The sequence below is a fragment of the Pseudooceanicola nanhaiensis genome (assembly GCF_020171315.1).
Lineage (GTDB): Bacteria > Pseudomonadota > Alphaproteobacteria > Rhodobacterales > Rhodobacteraceae > Pseudooceanicola > Pseudooceanicola nanhaiensis_A.
Genome location: NZ_JAIUZP010000007.1, coordinates 225526 through 242278 on the forward strand (window position 1 = coordinate 225526; position 16753 = coordinate 242278).

Below are 16753 nucleotides of genomic sequence, written 5' to 3' on the forward strand. Positions count from 1 at the left end.
GAAAGGCGCGCCCGGTTGAGGGGGCGCGCCTGACTTTCAAGCCTCCGGCGGGGATATTTGAGAAACGAAAATGACGGGGTTTCCCCATTTCTGTTTCAAAAATATCCCCGCCGGAGGCCTTAATTCTCTTGGGCGGGCCGGCGCCTCAGTCGTCCTGGCCGAGCTTGGGCGATGCGGCCGTGAGCTTCAGTTCCGCGTCCGAGAAGACCATGGGCGAGCGCACCGAGGGGATGCCGTCCAGTTCCACCTTCATGCCGCGCGCCACGACCTGCGGGTCGGCAAAGACCTCGTCCATCGTGTTGATCGGCCCGGCGGGCACGCCTTGTGCCTCGCAGGCGGCCAGCAGGTCGGTCTTGGTGAAGCGCAGGCATTCGGCCTGCAGCAGCTCTGTCAGCTTGTCCCGGTGCGCGATCCGGTCGGCATTGGTGACGAAGGCGGGGTCCGCCTTCATCCACTCCAGCCCGAGGATGTCGCACAGCCGCTGGTACTGGCCGTCATTGCCGGTGGCGATGATGATATGGCCGTCCGAGGTCTCGAACACCTGGTAGGGCGTGAGGTTGGGGTGGAAGTTCCCCGTCCGGCCCGGAGGCGTGCCCGTGGTCAGGTAGTTCATCGCCTGGTTGGCGGTGATCGCCACGGCCACGTCGAGCAGCGCCATGTCGATATGCTGGCCCTTGCCGGTGGCGGCCCGCTGGTGCAGCGCGGCGAGGATCGCCGTGGCAGAGTAGACGCCGGTGAAAATGTCGGTGATCGCCACGCCTGCACGCTGCGGCTGGCCGTCAGGGTCGCCGGTGATCGACATCAGCCCGGACATGCCCTGGATGATGTAGTCATAGCCCGCGCGGTGCGCGTAGGGGCCGGTCTGGCCGAAACCGGTGATCGAGCAGTAGATCAGCCCGGGGTTCACCTCTTTCAGGCTCTCGTAGTCGAGCCCGTATTTCTTCAGCCCGCCGAGCTTGAAGTTCTCGATCAGGATATCCGCGTCCCTGACCAGTTCGCGGACCTTTTCCTGCCCCTCGGGGGTGCGGAAGTCGACCGTGATGCTCTTCTTGCCGCGGTTGCAGGAGTGGAAGTAGGAGGCGGTCTTGTCGCCCTCCCGCTCCACGAAGGGGGGGCCCCAGCGACGGGTGTCGTCGCCCTCGGGCGCCTCGACCTTGATCACCTCGGCGCCGAGGTCCGACAGAGTCTGACCGGCCCAGGGGCCGGCCAGGATACGGGCGAGTTCAACGACCTTCAGGCCGGCCAGGGGGTAGCTCATCCGGCGAGTGCCTCGTCGATCAGTTTCTTGAGGTCCGCGTAGGTCATGTTGGAATGCTTGACCCCGTTGATGAACAGCGTCGGCGTGGCGTTCACCTCGTCTGCGGTCGCGTTCTTCTGGTACCAGGCCACCAGTTCGCGGGCCTTCTGGTCATCGGAGAGGCAGGCCTCGATCGTGTCGTTGTCGAGGCCTGCGACCTTGCCGATGTTGCGCAGGTTGTTGGCGATCCCGGCCTCGGTATCGGCGGCGAGCCATTCCTTCTGGCGGTCGAAGAGCATGTCGGAGATGCCGAAGAAGCGCATCGGGCCGGTGCAGCGGGCGATCATCGCGGCCCAGAGACCGTATTTGTCGAAATAGACATCGCGGTAGATGAACTTCACCTTGCCGGTGTCGATGTACTCCGTCTTCAGCTGCTTGTAGGGGCCTGCGTGGAAGCTGGCACAATGCGGGCAGGTGAAGGAGGCATATTCCATCAGGGTGACGGGGGCGTTCGGATCGCCCTGCACCATCTCGACGATGGAGGAAGTGTCGATGTCGTCCGGCGTCTCGTTCTGAGCGGCTGCGATCTGGGTCACCCCGGTGTCGCCGCCACGGGTCAGGCCGTACCAGACGCCCCCGGCTGCGGCCACGGCGGCGCCACCGGCCGCGATGAAGATCCTGCGGTCCATGGGCAGTCCTTTCCTATTGCTTGCGTTTTCCTAGAACATTCTTCGCCAGCGTCTCAAGGGCGTTGCGCAGCCCTTCGTCGCCGACATCCTGTGACACGGCCCGGGCCTGCTGCGAGACCATTGGGTCCGGCGGCACCGGGGCTTTCGGTTTCGGGCGCGAGAAGTCGACCTGCCCCTCGGCAAAGCCGGTGGGTGCGGTCTGGGTCACCCGGACGCGGGAAATGGCGTTGTAGCCATAGACCGCGTTCACCCGGTCGCGCATCTTGTCCTTCTGCATCTCGACCATCTGGGCCAGCGCCCCGGTGGTCAGCACGGTCAGCGTGGCGCCGAAGCCCTGCCGCCCGTATTTCACGTCCACCGGGCGGGCCATGGCGGCGAGGTCTTCGCCCACGATCTCGTCCCAATGGGTCAGCAGCCGCGTCACCGCGAAGCCCCGGGTTTCACCGGCCTGACGGATACGGGTCTCCAAGAGTTTGGAGGTGCGGGCAAATCCGTATGTCGACGTCTGGCGGCGGGGCATGGGTTGCATCCTGTGGTTCGGCGCTATTCTAGTGGCTCGCACCACGGGAGCCAGAGGAATGCTGCAGGAGACCATAAAGAATGCGTGAAACGGACCTCAGCGGGGCCCTTCTGACGTGGTATGACCGCCATGCGCGCGAGATGCCGTGGCGCGTGGGCCCGGCGGAGCGGCGCGCGGGCCTGCGGCCCGATCCCTACCGGGTCTGGTTGTCGGAGGTGATGCTGCAGCAGACCACCGTTGCCGCGGTGCGAGACTACTTCGAGCGGTTCACGACGCGTTGGCCCACGGTCTCCGATCTGGCCGCCGCCGAGGATGCGGATGTGATGGGCGAATGGGCGGGGCTTGGCTATTACGCCCGCGCCCGCAACCTGCTGAAATGCGCCCGCGCCGTGGTGGCGGAGCATGGCGGCACCTTTCCGGATACCCGCGCCGGGCTGCTCTCGCTGCCGGGCATCGGGCCCTATACGGCGGGGGCCATCGCCTCCATCGCCTTCGACCGGGCCGAGGTGGTGGTGGATGGCAACGTGGAGCGGGTCATGGCCCGGCTCCATGACGTCCACACGCCCCTGCCTGCCGCCAAGCCCGAGCTGACGGCACTGGCCGAGGCGCTGACGCCCGTGGACCGTCCCGGCGACTACGCGCAGGCCGTGATGGATCTTGGCGCGACCATCTGCACGCCGCGCAATCCCGCCTGCGGTATCTGCCCCTGGCGCGATCCCTGTGCGGCCCGCGTGGCGGGGACTGCGCCGGAGCTGCCCAAGAAGACACCGAAGAAGCCCAAGCCTACCCGCCTTGGCATTGCCTACGTCGCACGTCGCGCCGATGGCGCATGGCTGCTGGAACGGCGGCCCGACAAGGGCCTGCTGGGCGGGATGCTGGGCTGGCCCGGCTCCGACTGGGGCGCGGCCCCGCAGGAGGCCCCGCCGCTTCAGGCCGACTGGCAGACCCTGGGCGCGGAGGCCCTGCATACCTTCACCCACTTCCACCTGCGGCTGACGGTGCGGATCGCCCATCTGCCCGAGGGCGCAAACCCGGAGCGCGGCACCTTCCTGCCCCCTGCGGCCTTTCGCCCCTCGGATCTGCCCACGGTGATGCGAAAGGCGTTTGACCTCGCCCGGCCGGCGTTGGAAACTCCGTGACAGGGACGCCACGCCCGGGGACCCGGCGCGCAGCCCCGGCGCACACCCAGAGCACCCCCCGGGTCGGCAATCGGAGGCCCTCATGATCCCATCACACGCTGTCGGACGGTTCTGGCGCGCCATGCCCTTCTGGATGTCGGTGCTGATGGCACCGCTGGCCCTGATCGGGGCCATGGTGGGCGGCTGGACCGTGATCCTGCTGCCGCTCTACGGGCTGGTGATGGTGACCATCCTCGACAAGATCGAAGGCCTGAACGAGGAGAATGCCGATCCCGAGACCGGGGTCGAGCAGCTCTTCTGGTATCGTCTCGTCACGATCATCTGGGCGCCCCTGCAATTTGTCACGCTCTTCGGGCTTATCGCCTATGTGACGCGGAGCGATCACCTCTCGACGCTGGAGACGGTGGTTCTGTTCTACGGGCTTGGCGTGATGACCGGGGCGATCGGCATCGTCTACAGCCACGAGTTGCTGCACCAGCGGAACAACTTCGAACGCTGGCTGGGGGATATCCTGCTGGCGATGGTGCTCTACTCGCACTTCCGCTCGGAACACCTGCTGGTGCACCACTGGGACGTGGGCACGCCGAAGGACGCGGTGACGGCCAAGTACAACGAGGGTTTCCACCGGTTCTTCTTCCGGGTGCTGCGGGACTGCCCGCGCTCTGCCTGGCGGGCGGAGGTGCGGATGCTGGCCCGGCGCAAGCTGGGCCCGCTCAGCCGGCGCAATCCCTTCTGGCGGTACTGGGCGCTTCAGGCGTTGATGCTGGCGCTTGCGCTGATCATCGGCGGCTGGGTCGGCTTGGCGCTCTTCCTCTGGCAGGCGCTGGTGGCGGTCTGGCTGCTGGAGCTGACGAACTACGTTGAACACTACGGGCTGACGCGGAAGTACCTCGGTCACGGCAAGTTCGAACATGTGAAGCCGCACCACAGCTGGAACGCCTCGCAGACCGCGTCGAACTGGCTGCTGATCAACCTGCAGCGCCATTCCGACCATCACTACAAGCCCGACCGCCGCTTCCCGCTGCTGCAGACCTATGACGAGAGCGAGGCGCCGCAGCTGCCCTACGGCTATCCGCTGATGGGGGCCATCGCCATGGTGCCCCCGGTCTGGCGGCGGATGATGAATCCCCGTGTCAGACGGTGGCGGAAGATGTATTACCCCGAGATCACCGACTGGGCGCCCTACAAGACGGGCCGCCACGTCGACTGACCGGGAAGGAACCGACATGGAGATGGTGGAGCGACTGCCGGATGCGCTGCTGCGCGAGGCAGTCACGGCCGAACACCTGTGGCACGCCGCCGGCGATCTGCTGGCAGGGGTGGAGCACCCCTATGGCCCGGCCCGGGATTTCGAGGCCGTGCTGGGCGACGGCCAGCGCCTGCCCCCGATCGCGCTCTATGCCCTTGCCGCCAACCGGGCGCTTGGCCGGGACATCGCCCCGGGCGAGATCGTGCCCGGCCCCGGCAACCCGGCCTTCGACACGATCACCGCGGCGGGGATGCTGCTTGTCCTGCGCGGCACTGCCCGGAAGTGGCGCGAACCGATGACCGTCTCGGACCGGATCTGGGCCGGGCCGTCCCGGGCGCGCATCACCCACTTGATCCTCGAGCGCGGCCTCGGCCTGCGGGCGGCGAAGATCGCGCAGGTCACGCGGATGTACGGCCGGGCCACCTGTTCGTTCTGCGGCCTCGATCCGGTGGCACAGCACGGTCCGGCTGGGCTTGCGGCGCTGCAGGTGCATGTGGTGGGCGGGCGCGATCACTTCCTCGTCCCGCTGGATGCGCTGCGCTGCCTCTGCGCCAACTGCCACGCCGTGGCACACGAATCCCTCTTCTGAGCCGAACCTCTGGCGGGCAGGGCGGGCCGTGGCCCGATGCGGGCGCACTGTCCCTCGGGACAGGCGGCAAAAATCCTTCGAAGAATTTTGCCAAGAATTTTCGAAAATTCTTGGTCGCGGGGGGCACCCGGGCGTCCGGCAAAAAAAGAGCCCCGCCACGAAGGCGGGGCACAGGTGTCGTGTCCGCGCGCGACAAGGGCGCGGACACAGGCGGCTCTGTGATCTTGGAAGCTCTGTTGAAACCGGTGGCTCAGTTCATCTCGGCGCGGATCTGCTGGCGCAGGAGGTCGATCGGGACCACCTTGCCGTCGCGCTTGAAGCACCAGTAGGTCCAGCCGTTGCAGGAGGGCGCGCCCTCCAGCTGGGCGCCGACCTGGTGGATCGAGCCTTTGACGTCGTTCCCGATCAGCGTGCCGTCGGCGCGCACCTTGGCCTTGTGGCGGCCGTTCATCGAGAAGAGTTCCTCGCCCGGGCGCAGCATGCCGCGCTCGACCAGCTGGCCGAAGGGCACGCGGGGCTCGGCGCGCTTGGAGGTCGAGACCTGCAGCGCCTCGCGGTCGTACTTGCGCACGTTCGCCAGACGCTTCTCGGCCACCTCGCGGTAGGCGGCCTCGCGCTCGATCCCGATGAAGTCGCGGCCCAGCATCTTGGCCACGGCGCCGGTGGTGCCGGTGCCGAAGAATGGGTCGAGCACGACGTCGCCGGGGTTGGTGGAGCCGACCAGAACCCGGTGCAGCAGGCCCTCGGGCTTCTGCGTCGGGTGCGCCTTGTCGCCGTTGGCGTCCTTCAGGCGCTCGCCGCCGTTGCAGATCGGCAGAACCCAGTCCGAGCGCATCTGGATGCCCTCGTTCAGCGATTTCAGCGCCTCGTAGTTGAAGGTGTACTTGGCGCCTTCCGACTTCGACGCCCAGATCATCGTCTCATGGGCGTTGGTGAAGCGCTTGCCGCGGAAGTTCGGCATCGGGTTCGACTTGCGCCAGACCACGTCGTTGAGAATCCAGTAGCCCTCGTTCTGGAGCGAGGCGCCGACGCGGAAGATGTTGTGGTAGGAACCGATGACCCAGATCGCGCCGTTCGGCTTCAGCAGGCGGCGGGCCGCCTTGAGCCAGTCGCGGGTGAACTGGTCGTAGGCCGCGAAGCTGTCGAACTGGTCCCAGTGGTCGTCGACGGCATCGACGCGGGAGTTGTCCGGACGGTGAAGGTCGCCCCGAAGCTGCAGGTTATAGGGCGGATCCGCGAAGATCAGGTCGACAGAACACTCCGGGAGGGAATTCATCACCTCCACGCAATCGCCGGCCAAAATAGAGTTCAGCGGGAGCGCGGACGCCCCCTTCACCTTGGTTTTCATCATTCTCTGCCTCAGTATCGGCGCTGTTTTGGTGCGCTCGTTTGATGCGTCAAAAATGAGTCAAACCTGATTCGGGGTCAATTTCTTTTTTGAATCAGGGGGTTAACTAAACCCCTTTACACAAGATATTGTGGACGGGCTTGAAGGATCTTCTATGGTGCGGGGTTATCCCCAGATTTAGGAGGGCCTCGCGGTGGGCCTTGGAGGGGTAGCCTGCGTTCTTCTCCCAGCCATATCCGGGGAAGTGTTGCGCCAAATCCCGCATGATCTCGTCTCGGGCGATTTTGGCCATGATGGAGGCCGCCGCGATGGAGAGAGACAGCGCGTCGCCCTTCACGACGGTGGTCGCCGGGATCGTCAGGCCGCGCGGGATCATGTTGCCGTCGATCAGCAGGTGATCGGGCGCAACGGGCAGCCCGGCCACCGCCCGCTCCATGGCAAGGTGGCTGGCGCGCAGGATGTTCAGCTCGTCGATCTCCTCGACGCTGGCATGGGCCACGCAGACCACCGCCACATCGGGCAGAATCGCGGCGAGCGCCTCGCGGCGCTTGGCCGTCAGCTTCTTGGAATCGTTCAGCCCCTCGGGCAAGCGCGACGGGTCGAGGATGACGGCGGCAGCGGTGACCGGACCGGCCAATGGGCCGCGGCCCACTTCGTCCACGCCGGCAATGAGGGTGGCGCCCGAGGCGCGGGCGGCGTCTTCGAAGGAGAAATCAGGTGTGCTCATGCCACGGGATGACCACAGCGGCGGGCCCCGCACAAGCTTTTCGGGTGCCGGACAGGCCTTTCGGGTGCCGCACAGGCGAAGGGGGCCCGAAGGCCCCCCGTTTGCACCTGTCCCGTATCTGGCAGCTCAGCGGCGGCCCGGGGTGCAGTAGGTGCGGGTGTCGTTGCGGCCGACGCTCTTGGTGTAGCAGGTGTTCACCGAGGACTGGCGGCGGTCATCCTTGTGGTCCCAGCGGCGGTCGTCGTGGCGCGACGTGTGGCGGCTGTCGCGATAATCGTACCGTTTCTCGTCGTGACGCTTGTCGTAGCCCTGCCAGCTGTTGCGGTAGACCGGCGCGGTTTGCGGCGCACGGTAGACAGGGGCACGGTAGACAGGGGCGCGGTAGACCGGGGCCGGGCGGGGATCGCGATAGACATAGCGCGGGCGGTCGTCCTTCTTGCTGTCGCTGATGGCGTTGCCGATCACGATCAGCGCGGTGGCACCGGCGAGCAGTTTGACCAGATCGTCGCCGTCACGGGCGCTGGCGGGAGCGGCGGCAAGGGTCGTCAGGGCGACGGCGGCTGCGGCCAGGGTGGTGATGGTCTTGCGGAACATGGGCTGTCCTTTCGATGGGGCGTTGAGGCTGGCCCGGCGTGACTCGCTGTGTCGGACCTTGCCCCCTGACCATCGGACCGGAGGGCGAAATCGGGCAATAACAGCGGGCTGTTATCGGATAACGAGAGGCTCAAACCCCTATTGTTATTGAATATCGCGATGGCCGGTCGCATGGTTCCCGGCATGAGCCATATCCTGCGCATATCCGGCCTTCTGCTGGCCCTCACGCTTCTGCCCGCCGCGGCACAGGCCGCCTGCTACGCCGATTATAAGGCAAAGCGGGACCGCCCGCTTCAGTTGCACTATGGGGTCATGCAGGTGAGCAGCTGTTCGCCTGCCGAGGCCCGGCAGGAGGTCGCCGGGCGGCTTGCATCCGCGGGCTGGACGCTGCTCAATGTGCTCTCGACCTTCGATGAGAGCGGGCTGGAGCGCAGGAAAGCCGATGCAGGACAATACTATCTTCGCTTCTGACGCGCGCCGCGCCGGCACAAGGGTCGTCGGCCTCGGGCTGGCGGCCATCGTCCTGATCCTGATGATCGCCGCGGGTTTTCTCTTTGCCACGCTGCCTGACGCCAACGCCTTCAACGACCGGGTCGAACGGATCTTCGTCGAGAACGACAACCTCACCGATCAGGCCGAGGTGAAGCTGCTGGAGATCCTCGCGCTCTCCGGCACCGCCTTTGCCGAGACGCTCACCAGCTACCGGATGGTGATCTTCGTGCTGCTGGTCTTTGCCGCGGCGCTGCTGCTGGCGGCGCTGGTGTTCCTGATCATGCTGGTCACGCTGAACCGCCGCATGGCCCAGATCGAGAGGGCGGGCATCGAGGTGAATTCCCTCCTGATCAGCCGCGAGGAGAAGACGGTCTATCTCAACAACCTCGGCTTCAAGCTGACCGATGCGGCAATCGAGACGCTGTCGGTGCTGGCGGAGGCGCGGATGGATGACGAGGTTCTGTCCGGCGTGCAGATCGAGGCGATGATCTCCGGCAAGGCCGAGCAGGACTGCGACGAGGCCGCCGGGGCCACGCGGATCAAGCGGCTGCGCGACACTCTGGGCAACCAGTTGGTGAGCGAACTTCTGGTGAAGAACATCGCGCGGCGCGGCTACATGCTCTCGGTCGGCAAGGACGTGATCCGGGTGATCTGAGGCGCGGCGATACCTGCCCGTCCCGGACAGACGCCTGCCCGCATAAACGCCGGTCGGAAACCAACCTGCGAAAACAAGAGCGCCCCGCCTGCGGGGGCAGTGGCGGGGCGCGACCGCGCCGGTCCAGGGGAGTGGATCCGGCGCGGTATTCCGTGCGTGTGAGTGGTGTCTTGTGAGTGGGGTCGTCTAAATCAGTTCGCCAGAAGCGCGGTCACGAGGCCGGCCACGGCGACGACGGCCAGCGTATCGCTGTCCACGCGCACGACGCGGTCATTCAGGATGCGGTATTCCTGACCCTTCGGCGGCGAGGGCAGTTTCTTCAGCTGGGCCGAGCTGGGGCGCGGGGCGCTCTTGGCCGAGTCACCGCGATGCGGTGCCTGCTGGTTTTGGGATTGCTGCTGGGGCTTCTGCTGGTTGCCACCCGGTTTCTGGGCCTGCTGTTGCTGGCCGTTGCCGGGTTTCTGCGCCTGCTGGCCTTTGTGCTGGCCCTGATTCTGGCCCTGCTTTTGGGCATTGCCACAGGACTGGCCTTGGCATTGTTGCTGGGGAGCGGGGTTGCCGGCGGCCATGGCGAGGGGGGCGGAGCCCATGACCGTGGTGGCGGCGAGCAGTGCGATGAGGGTCTTTTTCATATCCGATATCTCCGAATTTCGGGCGGTTATGAAAAGTGATACGCTGGTGTCCGCGACTTCCGTCGCCGGGGGGCGAACTTTTTTCGAAAAAGTTTTGGGGCCCCGGATCGGCCGCGATCCCCGTGTTGAGACCCGTGCCTTGAGACCCCCGTGCTCAGGCGGGGATCTCCGATGTAGCCGTCAGTCGAAACTCATCGGCAGGGCGAAGGAATAGCTCGCATTCGTCAGGCCCGAGGGCGCGGAGGGCATCCGGCCCGCGCGTTGCACGGCCTCCAGCGCGGCACGGTCGAGATCACCGTTTCCGGAGGATTTGGCGATTCCGGCGCGCGCCACCTGACCGGCGGGCGTGACGGTGATGCTGAGGATCACGCGCCCGCCGCTGCGCACCCCGCGGGGGAAGCGCTTGTAGCGGGCGATCTTGGCGCGGATCTTGGCGCCCCAGACGGTTTCGAGCTTGGCCGATTGCGCCTTGCTCATAGTCGCCGCTTCGGTCCGGCCTGAGTTGCCGGCAAAGGCGGAGCCGCCGCTGCCTGCGGATTTCTGCGCCGCTGAACCTGCGGAGAATTGCTGCGCCTTCTCGGCCACCTGTGCCTGCCGCTTCGGCTCGGGCTTGGGCTGAGGACGCTCTTGCGGGGGCTCGGGGCGTTGCGGCGGGCGGGGCGAGGATTGCGGGGCAAGCTCGCTCTGCACGATTTCCGGCTCGGGCTCGGGCTCGGGTTCCGGCGGCGGCGGCGTCGAGAGGTCGATCTCGGGCGTGTCGGGCCGCTCGTCCGTCATGCTGGGGAGCTGGATCGCGGCGCTCTGCACCGGGGCAAGGTCGGGCGGGGCGCTGTTCAGGCGCGGCGCCTCGGCCACCGGCGTCTCGACCGGCGGGGGCGCGATGTCCTGCGGGGTCTCCAGCTCGGGCGGGCGTTCCCATTGCGCGACCATGGTTTCCATCTGCGCTGTGGCGGCGGCCAGCGTCACCATGGCGTCGCCGCCCTGACCCCCGGCATCGGCCCCGTCCTCGGTCTCGAGCCGGAGCGCAAAGAGGATATGGACCCCCACGGCGAGCGCCACGAAGGCGAGGAGTTCGACGACACGGATCATTGCGGCGCAATCACGAGAGAGACGTTGGAGAGCCCCGCCGCGGCGAGATCCTTGAGCAGGCGGGCGACAGCAGCCGCCTCGGCCCCCTGATCGGCGCGCAGCTGCGGGGCGGGGGCGTCAGGCCCCGCGGCATCCGCGGCGGCAGCCATCGCGGCGATCGCCGCCTCGCCCCGCAGGTCCTCGAAGGCGATCTCGCCCTCGGCGGAGTAGAAGAGCACCGGCGCGTTCTCGGCCTCCTCGCCGCTGGTGGCGACGGGGGGGGCGACCTCGATCGGCTCCGGCGGGGCGAGGCGCGAGGTCATCAGGAAGAAGATCAGCAGCAGGAAGACCACGTTGATCATCGGCACGATGGATTCGCCGCGATCCTTCTTGGGCGGGGGGGCGAAATTCAGGCTCATTCGACCAGCACCAGAGCTGTATAGCCCGCGCCGCGCAGGGCGGTGCCGATGCTGACGATGGCCTGCAGGTCCGCGCCGTCGCGGCCGCGCAGGATGATCGGATCGGTGGGGGCCTCGGTCAGATCGGCCATGGCGGCGATCAGCGCGGCTTCGTCCATCGGCTGGCCGTTCAGGCGCAGCCCATCAGGGGTCACGTCCACCAGCCGCGGCGGGCCCTCATAGGCGGTGCCCCCGCCCGAGGCCAGCGGCATCGGCAGCACGTGATCCGTGCCAAAGCGCGAGGCCAGCATGAAGAAGACCAGCAGCAGGAAGACCACGTCGATCATCGGCGTCAGGCTGGGCCTGCGGCGACGCCGGGGTGGGTCCGAGAAGAGGGTCATTGCGCGGCAACGTCCATGTCTTCGGCGTAATCCTGCGGCATCTGGCGGGGCAGGTTGCTGCCGCGCCCGGCGATGAAGATCCGCGCGGCGAGGTCTTCCATGTCCTGACGCACGCTGTCGATCACGGCCTCGAACCACGTCAGGGCGGCAGAGGCGGGGATCGCCACGGCCATACCGGCGGCGGTGGTCAGAAGCGCCTCCCAGATACCGCCTGCGAGCATGGCGGGATCCGCGTTGTTGCCCGCCTCCTGCAGCGCCTGGAAGGCCGAGATCATGCCCAGAACCGTGCCCAGCAGACCCAGCAGCGGGGCAATCGTCGCGATCAGTTCCAGCGGGCGCAGGCCGGTGCCGGCGGCCCCCAGCAGGCGCTTGGCCACGCGCGAGGCTTCTTCGCGGGCGCTGTCTTCGGGGAGGTCGAGGCTGGCGCGCATGGTGGCGGCGGTCAGGCGCGAGCGCAGGCCGCGCCGCTTGGCAACCATCTGGTAGGCCTGCCGGGTCTGGCCTGCCTCCCAGTATTCCACCGCCTTGCGCGAGGCGCGGCGCGACCATGCGCCGGCGATGAAGAAGCGCCAGATCTTCCACAGGATCAGTGCCACTGTGATCACCGAAAGCGCGGCAATCGCCCAAATCGACGGGCCGCCATCGACGAGGAAGCTGTGTGCACGGCCCGCGGCCTCGGTCACCGCGGCCTGCGGATCGTCGAGGAAGATGTCGGTGAGGGGCACGGGCTCTTCGGCGGGGGCCTCCGCGGTAAGTTCGGTGGCGGCCTCAGCCGTGGCGAGGTCGGTTGCCGGCGCAACCGCCTCTGCAGGGGCGGCGCTGTCTGCCGCGGGCGTCGCCGCTTCCGCTGCGGGGGCCTCGGCGCCGGGCAGGGCGCGCTGCGGGGCGGCCTCGTTACTGGCGGCGGGCAGCGCGGTGCCCTGATCCGCCGGGGCGGACGGGGCGCTCAGGCCGGGCATCTCGGTGCTGACGCTGGGGGCCGCATCCTGCGCCATCGCGGCGCTGCCAAGGCCGAATGCCAGCAGGGCCGCCGGGACGATCCGAAGTTCCGAGTTCCAGTTGCGCGCCATGAATGGCCCCCTTTGATGTGCTCGGCCGCGCGGCTTGGCGCGGGCCTCTGGCCCGGCAGGCCCGCCGCAGCGGTCGCCTGCACAGGGTGCGTCGTACAACCGGTCCCCGTCAAAGTGCAATTCCGCACGGGGTGACCCGTGAAGGCAAGCGGCTGACCGGAGGCGGCACTCTATGTCGAGGCTGGCGGGCGAGGGACGACTCGCCGCGGCTGGCGGGTTAACTGCGCTGCTATATAAGCTGACACAAATGGTCAAGTATTGCCATCCTGTCAGAGGTCAAGCGGGCGTGAGCCTTAGACGAGGACCACCGGGCGCTCATCCATCATGCAGACCGGGGCATCGGTGCCGAAGACATCGTAGAGCAGCTTGGCCGAAACGACCTTCTCCGGCTTGCCGTCGGCGGCGATGCGGCCCTCCTTCATCACCACCAGCCGGTCCGCGAAGGCGGCGGCATAGTTGATGTCGTGCAGCACGATCAGGATGGTCTTGCCGTCTTCCTCGGCCATGTCGCGCAGCAGCCGCATGAGCGAGCGGGAGGCCGCGATGTCGAGGTTGTTGAGCGGCTCGTCCAGCAGCAGGTAGGGCGTCGACTGGGCATAGGCCATGGCGGCGAAGGCGCGCTGTTTCTGCCCGCCCGAGACCTCGTCGAGGAAGCGATGCGCCAGCGGCTCCAGCCCGAAACGGGTGAGGGTTTCCTCGACCTTCTCGCGGTCCTCGGGGCCGGGGTGGCCCTGATGCCAGGGGTAGCGCCCGAAGCCCACGAGATCGCGGATCGTCAGGCGCGAGGAGACCTGCGTGCTCTGCGGCATGATCGCCAGCACCTTGGCGAGGTCGCGGTCCTTGCACTTGCCGATCTGGAGCGTGTCGACACTGATCTCGCCCGTTGTCAGCGCGGCAAGACGCGCCACCAGCGACAGCAGCGTGGACTTGCCCGCCCCGTTGGGGCCGATCAGCGCCGTGATCCCGCCGCGCGGAATGTCGAGGCTGACATCATGCAGGATCGGGTGGTGGTCGATGGAATGGCTCACGTTGCGGATGGAGATCATGCCATGCGCCTCTTCAGCAGGAGGATAAGGAAGGTGATGCCGCCCAGAACCTCGATCACCACGGCCAGCGGGGTCGAGAGGTGGAGCACGCGCTCCATCACCGTCTGGCCGCCGATCAGCGTGATGCAGGCCAGCATGGCCGCCGAGGGCAGGAGCACCGAGTGCTTGTAGGAGGGCGTGATCATATGGGCGAGCGCCGCCACGATCAGGCCGAAGAAGCTGGACGGGCCCGCCCCGCCCGAGGACATCGGCCCGGCAAGCGCCGTGGCCGAGGCGGTCAGCAGGCAGATCAGCACCAGCGCCTGCCGCTGGCCGCGCTTGGGTGTCTCGCCCAGACCGGTGGCGGCCACGGGGCCAAGCGCGATCACGTCCAGCCGGTGCCGCATCCGCCACGCCATGACCAGCGCGGGCAGCGCCACGACGGCCGCCATGGCGAGGTTCAGCTTGTCGACATAGGTGAAGCGGGCGAAGGAGACGCTCTGGATCGTCTGGAATTCCGACGGGTCGATCATCCGTTGCAGGAAGCCGGTCAGCGCCCGGATCAGGATGCCCAGAACGATGCCGGTCAGCACCATCTTGAGGATGTCCCCGCGCCCGCCCTTGATCAGCAGAGAGAAGAGCACCAGCCCCATGCCGGTCATCAGCACGAGGTTCATCACGAAGAGCAGCGGCGCCGGGATCGCGGCATAGCCCGCCGCGCCGAAGCTGTGGACGATGGCCGTCAGGATGAAGACATAGAGCGCGTCGAACCCCATGACCGAGGGCGTCAGGATGCGGTTCGCGGTGATCGTCTGGAACAGCACGGTCGAGACCGCGAGGCAGACCGACACCAGCGCCAGCGCCGCCAGCTTGGAGGCGCGGAAGGGGATCAGGAAGCTCCACGAGCCGACCGCGCCGAGGGTCATGTAGCCCACGACGGACAGCGCCAGCAGGGTGCCGAGGATCAGGAAGCGGTTACGCAGCATGGCGCGGCTCCCTGTAGAGCAGGTAGAGGAAGAGCGCCGCGCCCACCACGCCCACGGTGGCCGAGACGGGCACCTCGAAGGGCATCCGGATCACCCGGCCGAGGATGTCCGCGGCCAGCACCAGTGCCGCGCCGAAGAGCGCCGACACCGGCAGCGTGCGGCGCAGGTTGTCGCCCAGCAGACGCGCGGTGAGGTTCGGGATCACGAGGCCGATGAAGGGGATCGCCCCCACGGTCACCACGGTCATCGCCGTGACGACCGAGATCGCCGCCACGCCAAGCGCGGTGATCCGCGCCACGTTCACGCCAAGGCTGCGCGCCGTGCTGGCGCCGAGGCCGAGCAGCGTGATCCGGTCCGCGATGATCCATGTGGCGGCGGCCGCAAGGCCCGCGATCCAAAGCATCTCGTACCGGCCGCGCAGCACGCCCGACAGCTCGCCCGACAGCCATGTGCCGATGAACTGGGTCATGTCGCCCTGATAGGCCACGAAGGTCACAACAGCGCCGATGATCCCGCCGTAGACGAGAGCCACCAGCGGGACCAGCAGCGGCTGGGTCGGGGGCAGGGGGCGGATCAGGGCGAGCAGGCCGATGCTGCCCACCAGCGTGGTCAGCGAGGCGATCGCCATCTTGGCCCAGATCGGCGCGCCGGGCAGGAAGAGCGTCACCAGCAGGATGCCGAGCGCCGCACTCTGGCCCGCGCCTGCGGTCACCGGCTCGATGAAGCGGTTGCGGGCGAGGATCTGCATGACCTGTCCGGTCACCGCGAGCGCCCCGCCGGACAGGATCGCGGCCAGCGTGCGCGGCAGGCGGCTGATCAGGATCAGCCGGGCGGCCTCCGGGTCCGAGAACAGCGTCCTCGGGTCCAGCGGGATCGCCCCGATGAACAGCGAGAGAAGGGCCAGCACTGCCACCAGTGCCAGCCCGAGGAGAAGCGTCAGCCGCCGCATCGGAGGATCAGGACGCGGCTTCGAGCGCCCCGATCAACGTATCCAGCGTGCGGTTCAGCGACTGGATGCCGCCACCGGCGATGTAGCTGTCCGCCGCGGGCAGGAAGATCACGCGGCCCGATTTCCATGCGGTGGTGCCATGCACCAACTCGTTGTCCAGCGTGGTGCGGGCGTTGGCGTCATCCGCGCCGATGGCCTGCGCCCGGTCGATGACGATCAGCGTGTCGGGGTTCGCCTTGGCGAGATACTCGAAGGAGACCGCCTCGCCATGGCTGGAGCCGTCGATGTCCTCGACCGCCTGCGGCCAGCCAAGCTCGCTGTGGATCCAGCCAAAGCGGCTGTCCTTGCCGTAGACCGAGAGTTTCGGGCCATTCGTCATCAGGATCAGCGCATTGCCGTGATTGGCGACGAGGGCGCGGGCCTTCTCCAGCTTTGCCACCAGCGCGGCGTCCAGCTCGGCGGCTTTCGCCTCGGTCCCGGTCAGCTTGCCATAGGTGGCGAGGCGCGCCCGGCCATCGGCCACCGCGTCGAAGCCCAGCGTCATGTCGGCGGTGGGCGCGATCTGCGAGAGCGGCACCACCTGGGCCTGCGAGCGGCCCCCGGCGATGATCAGGTCAGGCTGCGTCGCGGCGATCAGCTCGTAGTTCGGCTCGAAGAGCGTGCCCGCGGCGGGGGCTTCGATGTCCGAGAGGTAGTCGACGTAAAGCGGCGTCGGAACGCCCGCCAGCGTGACGCCGAGCGCGGTCAGCGTGTCCACCGCGGGCAGGTCCAGCGCGATGATCGTCTCGGGCTTGGCATCCAGCGTCATCGGCCCCGCGGCGGTGTCGAAGGTCACCTCCTGCGCGAGGGCGGGGGTGGCGGCGAGGGTGGCGAGAGTGGCTGCAAGCGCGCTCAGGCGCGCCACGGGGCGCGAGGCGGTGGTGAACATGGCTGTCTCCGGATTGCGGATTCTTGGCTGGCGCGGGGCGCTGGCTGAGGTCCCGGC

General features: G+C 67.6%; 20 protein-coding genes. 5 read left to right on the forward strand and 15 right to left on the reverse strand.

Going from position 1 to position 16753, the window contains the following annotated elements:
• Positions 1–145: 145 nt before the first annotated feature.
• From LCM32_RS13490 to LCM32_RS13500, 3 genes are read right to left on the reverse strand one after another with little or no spacing between them, the layout of a single operon-like run.
• The gene (locus LCM32_RS13490) at positions 146–1258 is read right to left on the reverse strand and encodes a CaiB/BaiF CoA transferase family protein (RefSeq protein ID WP_224821599.1); all 1113 of its coding nucleotides are present in this window, start codon (positions 1256–1258) and stop codon (positions 146–148) included.
• Positions 1255–1926, reverse strand: coding sequence for a DsbA family protein (locus tag LCM32_RS13495; RefSeq protein ID WP_224821600.1), 672 nt, complete (start codon positions 1924–1926; stop codon positions 1255–1257). The genes LCM32_RS13490 and LCM32_RS13495 overlap by 4 nt, the downstream gene beginning before the upstream one ends.
• 13 nt (positions 1927–1939) lie before the next feature.
• On the reverse strand, positions 1940–2446 hold the full coding sequence (locus LCM32_RS13500; RefSeq protein ID WP_224821601.1) for a DUF721 domain-containing protein: 507 nt from the start codon (positions 2444–2446) through the stop codon (positions 1940–1942).
• Positions 2447–2526: 80 nt separating this feature from the next.
• On the opposite strand from LCM32_RS13500, the gene mutY reads away from it, so the two are divergent.
• The 3 genes from mutY (at position 2527) to LCM32_RS13515 (ending at position 5423) form a co-directional block, all read left to right on the forward strand.
• Entirely contained in the window at positions 2527–3585 is a 1059-nt protein-coding gene (gene mutY / locus LCM32_RS13505; RefSeq protein WP_224821602.1) for an A/G-specific adenine glycosylase, read from the forward strand.
• Between the two features lie 82 nt (positions 3586–3667).
• On the forward strand, positions 3668–4795 hold the full coding sequence (locus LCM32_RS13510; protein ID WP_224821603.1) for an alkane 1-monooxygenase: 1128 nt from the start codon (positions 3668–3670) through the stop codon (positions 4793–4795).
• A 22-nt stretch (positions 4796–4817) separates the two neighbouring features.
• Positions 4818–5423: a hypothetical protein gene (locus tag LCM32_RS13515; RefSeq protein ID WP_224821604.1), complete on the forward strand. Its 606-nt coding sequence runs from the start codon at positions 4818–4820 to the stop codon at positions 5421–5423.
• A gap of 250 nt (positions 5424–5673) precedes the next feature.
• Here LCM32_RS13515 and LCM32_RS13520 read toward each other — a convergent pair whose 3' ends face one another.
• The 3 genes from LCM32_RS13520 to LCM32_RS13530 form a co-directional block, all read right to left on the reverse strand.
• Positions 5674–6774, reverse strand: coding sequence for a site-specific DNA-methyltransferase (locus tag LCM32_RS13520; protein ID WP_224821605.1), 1101 nt, complete (start codon positions 6772–6774; stop codon positions 5674–5676).
• Positions 6775–6877: 103 nt separating this feature from the next.
• The gene (locus tag LCM32_RS13525) at positions 6878–7498 is read right to left on the reverse strand and encodes a ribonuclease HII (RefSeq protein WP_224821606.1); all 621 of its coding nucleotides are present in this window, start codon (positions 7496–7498) and stop codon (positions 6878–6880) included.
• A 126-nt stretch (positions 7499–7624) separates the two neighbouring features.
• A complete protein-coding gene (locus LCM32_RS13530; protein ID WP_224821607.1) occupies positions 7625–8092 on the reverse strand; it encodes a hypothetical protein in 468 nt (155 codons plus the stop codon).
• Between the two features lie 183 nt (positions 8093–8275).
• On the opposite strand from LCM32_RS13530, the gene LCM32_RS13535 reads away from it, so the two are divergent.
• A complete protein-coding gene (locus tag LCM32_RS13535) occupies positions 8276–8563 on the forward strand; it encodes a hypothetical protein (RefSeq protein ID WP_224821608.1) in 288 nt (95 codons plus the stop codon).
• Positions 8535–9239, forward strand: coding sequence for a hypothetical protein (locus LCM32_RS13540; protein ID WP_224821609.1), 705 nt, complete (start codon positions 8535–8537; stop codon positions 9237–9239). Before LCM32_RS13535 ends, LCM32_RS13540 begins: the two co-directional genes overlap by 29 nt.
• A 191-nt stretch (positions 9240–9430) precedes the next feature.
• Here the strand turns inward: LCM32_RS13540 and LCM32_RS13545 are convergent, their stop codons facing one another.
• The 9 genes from LCM32_RS13545 to LCM32_RS13585 all read right to left on the reverse strand — a co-directional run bounded on the left by LCM32_RS13545 (position 9431) and on the right by LCM32_RS13585 (position 16696).
• Positions 9431–9871: a hypothetical protein gene (locus tag LCM32_RS13545; RefSeq protein ID WP_224821610.1), complete on the reverse strand. Its 441-nt coding sequence runs from the start codon at positions 9869–9871 to the stop codon at positions 9431–9433.
• Between the two features lie 180 nt (positions 9872–10051).
• Complete coding sequence (locus LCM32_RS13550) at positions 10052–10960, reverse strand: cell envelope integrity protein TolA (protein WP_224821611.1); 909 nt, start codon at positions 10958–10960, stop codon at positions 10052–10054.
• Positions 10957–11358, reverse strand: a complete 402-nt coding sequence (locus tag LCM32_RS13555; protein ID WP_318246195.1) for a biopolymer transporter ExbD — start codon at positions 11356–11358, stop codon at positions 10957–10959. The genes LCM32_RS13550 and LCM32_RS13555 overlap by 4 nt, the downstream gene beginning before the upstream one ends.
• Complete coding sequence (locus LCM32_RS13560) at positions 11355–11738, reverse strand: ExbD/TolR family protein (protein ID WP_224821612.1); 384 nt, start codon at positions 11736–11738, stop codon at positions 11355–11357. The genes LCM32_RS13555 and LCM32_RS13560 overlap by 4 nt, the downstream gene beginning before the upstream one ends.
• Complete coding sequence (locus LCM32_RS13565; RefSeq protein WP_224821613.1) at positions 11735–12808, reverse strand: MotA/TolQ/ExbB proton channel family protein; 1074 nt, start codon at positions 12806–12808, stop codon at positions 11735–11737. Before LCM32_RS13565 ends, LCM32_RS13560 begins: the two co-directional genes overlap by 4 nt.
• 293 nt (positions 12809–13101) lie before the next feature.
• Entirely contained in the window at positions 13102–13854 is a 753-nt protein-coding gene (locus LCM32_RS13570) for an ABC transporter ATP-binding protein (protein WP_224821614.1), read from the reverse strand.
• Positions 13851–14819, reverse strand: coding sequence for an iron chelate uptake ABC transporter family permease subunit (locus LCM32_RS13575; RefSeq protein ID WP_224821615.1), 969 nt, complete (start codon positions 14817–14819; stop codon positions 13851–13853). The genes LCM32_RS13570 and LCM32_RS13575 overlap by 4 nt, the downstream gene beginning before the upstream one ends.
• Positions 14809–15768, reverse strand: coding sequence for an ABC transporter permease (locus LCM32_RS13580; RefSeq protein ID WP_222494245.1), 960 nt, complete (start codon positions 15766–15768; stop codon positions 14809–14811). The genes LCM32_RS13575 and LCM32_RS13580 overlap by 11 nt, the downstream gene beginning before the upstream one ends.
• Positions 15769–15775: 7 nt before the next feature.
• Positions 15776–16696 (reverse strand): siderophore ABC transporter substrate-binding protein, encoded by a 921-nt coding sequence (locus LCM32_RS13585; RefSeq protein ID WP_224821616.1) that lies wholly within the window; start codon positions 16694–16696, stop codon positions 15776–15778.
• Between the last annotated feature and the right edge of the window lie 57 nt (positions 16697–16753).

Excerpts from the sequence above, each read along its gene's own strand:
- LCM32_RS13500 (WP_224821601.1), bottom strand. The coding sequence starts at position 2,446 with ATGCCCCGCCGCCAGACGTCGACATACGGATTTGCCCGCACCTCCAAA.
- LCM32_RS13555 (WP_318246195.1), bottom strand. The coding sequence starts at position 11,358 with ATGAGCCTGAATTTCGCCCCCCCGCCCAAGAAGGATCGCGGCGAATCC.
- LCM32_RS13525 (WP_224821606.1), bottom strand. The coding sequence starts at position 7,498 with ATGAGCACACCTGATTTCTCCTTCGAAGACGCCGCCCGCGCCTCGGGC.
- LCM32_RS13510 (WP_224821603.1), top strand. The coding sequence starts at position 3,668 with ATGATCCCATCACACGCTGTCGGACGGTTCTGGCGCGCCATGCCCTTC.
- LCM32_RS13560 (WP_224821612.1), bottom strand. The coding sequence starts at position 11,738 with ATGACCCTCTTCTCGGACCCACCCCGGCGTCGCCGCAGGCCCAGCCTG.
- LCM32_RS13515 (WP_224821604.1), top strand. The coding sequence starts at position 4,818 with ATGGTGGAGCGACTGCCGGATGCGCTGCTGCGCGAGGCAGTCACGGCC.
- LCM32_RS13575 (WP_224821615.1), bottom strand. The coding sequence starts at position 14,819 with ATGCTGCGTAACCGCTTCCTGATCCTCGGCACCCTGCTGGCGCTGTCC.
- LCM32_RS13540 (WP_224821609.1), top strand. The coding sequence starts at position 8,535 with ATGCAGGACAATACTATCTTCGCTTCTGACGCGCGCCGCGCCGGCACA.
- LCM32_RS13570 (WP_224821614.1), bottom strand. The coding sequence starts at position 13,854 with ATGATCTCCATCCGCAACGTGAGCCATTCCATCGACCACCACCCGATC.
- mutY (WP_224821602.1), top strand. The coding sequence starts at position 2,527 with ATGCGTGAAACGGACCTCAGCGGGGCCCTTCTGACGTGGTATGACCGC.
- LCM32_RS13565 (WP_224821613.1), bottom strand. The coding sequence starts at position 12,808 with ATGGCGCGCAACTGGAACTCGGAACTTCGGATCGTCCCGGCGGCCCTG.
- LCM32_RS13580 (WP_222494245.1), bottom strand. The coding sequence starts at position 15,768 with ATGCGGCGGCTGACGCTTCTCCTCGGGCTGGCACTGGTGGCAGTGCTG.
- LCM32_RS13495 (WP_224821600.1), bottom strand. The coding sequence starts at position 1,926 with ATGGACCGCAGGATCTTCATCGCGGCCGGTGGCGCCGCCGTGGCCGCA.
- LCM32_RS13520 (WP_224821605.1), bottom strand. The coding sequence starts at position 6,774 with ATGATGAAAACCAAGGTGAAGGGGGCGTCCGCGCTCCCGCTGAACTCT.
- LCM32_RS13550 (WP_224821611.1), bottom strand. The coding sequence starts at position 10,960 with ATGATCCGTGTCGTCGAACTCCTCGCCTTCGTGGCGCTCGCCGTGGGG.
- LCM32_RS13535 (WP_224821608.1), top strand. The coding sequence starts at position 8,276 with ATGAGCCATATCCTGCGCATATCCGGCCTTCTGCTGGCCCTCACGCTT.
- LCM32_RS13490 (WP_224821599.1), bottom strand. The coding sequence starts at position 1,258 with ATGAGCTACCCCCTGGCCGGCCTGAAGGTCGTTGAACTCGCCCGTATC.
- LCM32_RS13545 (WP_224821610.1), bottom strand. The coding sequence starts at position 9,871 with ATGAAAAAGACCCTCATCGCACTGCTCGCCGCCACCACGGTCATGGGC.
- LCM32_RS13585 (WP_224821616.1), bottom strand. The coding sequence starts at position 16,696 with ATGTTCACCACCGCCTCGCGCCCCGTGGCGCGCCTGAGCGCGCTTGCA.
- LCM32_RS13530 (WP_224821607.1), bottom strand. The coding sequence starts at position 8,092 with ATGTTCCGCAAGACCATCACCACCCTGGCCGCAGCCGCCGTCGCCCTG.